Origin of the sequence: Granulicoccus phenolivorans DSM 17626 = NBRC 107789 = JCM 15570, assembly GCF_000423085.1 — a bacterium.
Classification (GTDB): Bacteria; Actinomycetota; Actinomycetes; order Propionibacteriales; family Propionibacteriaceae; genus Granulicoccus; species Granulicoccus phenolivorans.
Genome location: NZ_AUHH01000069.1, coordinates 1 through 3141 on the forward strand (window position 1 = coordinate 1; position 3141 = coordinate 3141).

2 protein-coding genes are annotated in these 3141 nt (G+C 62.7%); both read right to left on the reverse strand.

Annotation, left to right across the window (positions count from 1 at the left end):
* Positions 1-1049 precede the first annotated feature (1049 nt).
* On the reverse strand, positions 1050-2297 hold the full coding sequence (locus G531_RS24905; RefSeq protein ID WP_081684233.1) for an ImmA/IrrE family metallo-endopeptidase: 1248 nt from the start codon (positions 2295-2297) through the stop codon (positions 1050-1052).
* Positions 2254-2913, reverse strand: a complete 660-nt coding sequence (locus G531_RS0117170; RefSeq protein WP_026928158.1) for a hypothetical protein — start codon at positions 2911-2913, stop codon at positions 2254-2256. Before G531_RS0117170 ends, G531_RS24905 begins: the two co-directional genes overlap by 44 nt.
* Positions 2914-3141: the final 228 nt, after the last annotated feature.

Here is a 3141-nt window from a genome sequence, read left to right on the forward strand (position 1 = left end):
CATCCCTGGGCGCGCAAGTACCGTCCGAAGTGCGGCACGGTGAACGCGATCCGACCCCGTTCCCCGGAATAGATCAGGCCCTTCTTCATCAGGGCGGTGGCTCTCGCAACTCATTGGGCGAGCTTCGTCGTCGATCGATGGGTCCAGGTCATGGGCCAGGATCCGCTCGTGACCCAGTCAATGTGCCGCGGGAGGACGCCGCCGCGACCTTCGAATCGTTGGCTCAGAGGCCAGTGCGCGCGACCAGTGGGTTCGAAGTTTTCTTAGGGCGTCTGTGCAGTTGGGCCCGGTACGTGCAGGGCGGGTTAGCCGCGTTGGCTTCGAAACTTCCCCGATGGGAGTCTCTTCTCTCCGCAGCTGCGGCGGTCGGTCATTGAACACACGGTCATGGTCTTCGCGGTAGCGACGATCCCGAGCTCTCTACGGTTCTAATGCGAAAGCTTCAGCACGAAGCCGGCAAAGATAAGAGGGCCTTGGGCGCGATCGGCCTCCCCGTTTCTGAGGACCTCACGAGCATTCTTGCCTGGGAGGAGGTCGGCGACGAAGGGAAGCCCAAAGACTACCTCGGGAATTTCGCACAACAGTGGACCCAGCTCGGAGGGATGGGTCCACGCCTCTACCTCGATTGGGCACGTCAAACCAGGCTGCCGCATGTCGGCATTCATACGTCTGTCGCCTACCTTCGGAATGCTTCGGGTCAAGACGCCCCGACGCTGGCCGGTGCCTCGAAACTGCCACCTAGGGATACCCTGCGAGAGGCATCATTGCCGCGGATTTGATCATCATGGTCGTCGACAAGATCAGTCAGCGGGACGATCCCTTCCGATCCCGCGTCGATGATCTCAACAAGCAAAGATGCAACTGCTGGTCACCGTCGGTGCCGTCGAGCTGAACTCTGTCCTCGATTTGCGTGGGTGACGTCAGTGACCGGTTCAGCGGACCCCACGTTGGCCACTCGGCGGGCGGTGGACGCCAGCGCGTACCGCCTCATCGGGAGCGGGAGCGCGGCACCGCGTTATCGTCGAGCTTGGTCCGCCGGATGGTACTCGTCATTCGCGGTGCGCTTGCGAACGGCGCAGGTCGGCGTAGTCGATGATGGAGACGACGTTGTCGGCCTTCGGTGGGACGGCCGGTGTCCGGTGTGTGGGGTTGCGCAGATTGCGGGACCAGGTACAGGAGAAGTTCGGCAGGAAGTCGCTATACCACTCCCGATCCCTGGTTGACGGAAGTTCTGAGAACAGGGCATCCAGGTCCGGTGGGGTGCCATAGGCAACTTCAAGAGCGTTGGCGATCAGCAGCGGGCGCTCCACCTGCCGTTCATCGGCACCTGGCTCCCGAATCCGCCAGCGCTGCCCGGTGGCGGGATCGCGCCCGTTGGACAGCTGTTTGAACAAAGACACACGCCGATCCTCGGAGACCAGACCATGGCGGTAACCCTGCTGAATCAGGGCAGCGATAGAGACACCCCACCGACGCTTCAATGGCAGGAGATTGTGAATCGTCACCCGAGTGGGCCACTCCCGACTCAACTGCTCGTGCGGCATGAGAAGTTCCGCGGCAAATGACGTGGCCTCCGCTTCCCGGTCCGCCCCCGAGCCGTGGCGGTGCATAGCCAAGTGTCCGGCTTCATGAGCAACCGAGAACCGGGTCCGCTCCCACGACGAGTGCTCCCGGCACAGAACGATCGGCACGGCTCGGCCCGTGTCCAAGTTGTACCAGCCGGAGGACGCGTCGTGGTTGCGCAGATGCAGTTCCTCGTCGAAGGGGTGTACACCGATGAAGATCCCCAATGACTCCAGCGACCGCATAAGATGCCCCACCGGTTCGTCGGACCTCAGATCCATCGAGTCGCGGACCGCAGTAGCAGCCTCCACCGGATCCACAGGCCCTTTCCGTGTTACCAATGTGGTGGGCAGCAGGGTGATCGACCGGTCAAGCGTGGCCAACATCTCGGCGAGCAACATCTTCCAGGTCTTCACGGTCTCCTGCGACCGTTTCGTCATCTTGCTGTTCGCACGAAACAGCGTTCCCTGGTCGGATGAGTAGGCCCGCGGTTCCTCGGTTAGCCAGTCCATCGGAACCGACAGGGCCGACGAAAGGGCCGACAACGCCTCGAAACTAAGGAAGGATTCGTCGGCCTTCTCGATCCTAGACAGAGATGCCACGCTCAGCCCGGCCTCCCGGGCTACGTCCTGTGCCAAGCGGCTTCGCAGGTTCCTGGCCCACCGGACACGAGCCCCCAGCACGGAATGTTCATCCCGCGTTCTGACTGCTGGCACTGCCCTCATCGCTCTCATCGTTGGCTTCTTGGTCGGCCTCGCCGCCCCGGTCGACGAGGTAAGCGGCCGGGACTTCGCCGGCCGTTTCACTGGAATCTCGACGGGCCATCTTGCCACGGAAGACGGCTTCGTCCTCCGCGGGAAGGATTGGCGGAGCGCTCGCGCCGGCAACCCCGGGCAGGTGGATCGGAATGTCCTCGATCAGCCGCAGACGTTCACCCCCATCAAGGCCCCGTCCCAGTGCCAGCGTGGTCGACGCCAAACGGTTCGTAACCGGGTCCCGATCGCACCACAGCACCAACTGAGCGTTGGCGTAGTCGTCGAGGCCCGGAATCAAGGGGTCCTGAACCAGCCCCTCCGGCGTCGGGGCGGGGGCCTCTGCGGGCCGAGCGCGAAGGGTGATGACTTGCGGGCAGTCGATGAGGCGGAACCGGATGCGGTCGGGGGCTCCGCACGGCTGCCAGTGCAATCCGTTCGCCTTGAGCAATTGGACGGGCGACCCAAACGGATCCGCCCCAATCATCTGGTTGATGACAGCCCGGGTGTAGTCCCAGAACCCTCGGGTTGGCGGCAGGTCAGCCACCTCTTTCGCGACCTGGTCGATCGCCTGCGAAGCAAACCCGGTCAAGTACATCAGTGAGTCGTAGTGACGCGGAACCAGTTCGCTCGGGCGAGGAAGAGGAAGAGGGACCAGACATGAATCCATGACTGAAAGTTTCATGTATGAAATCATGTTTTGCAAGCGTCGCGGCTCACTTTGCGGACATCATCATCCCTGGGCGCGCAAGTACCGTCCGAAGTGCGGCACGGTGAACGCGATCCGACCCCGTTCCCCGGAATAGATCAGGCCCTTCTTCATCAG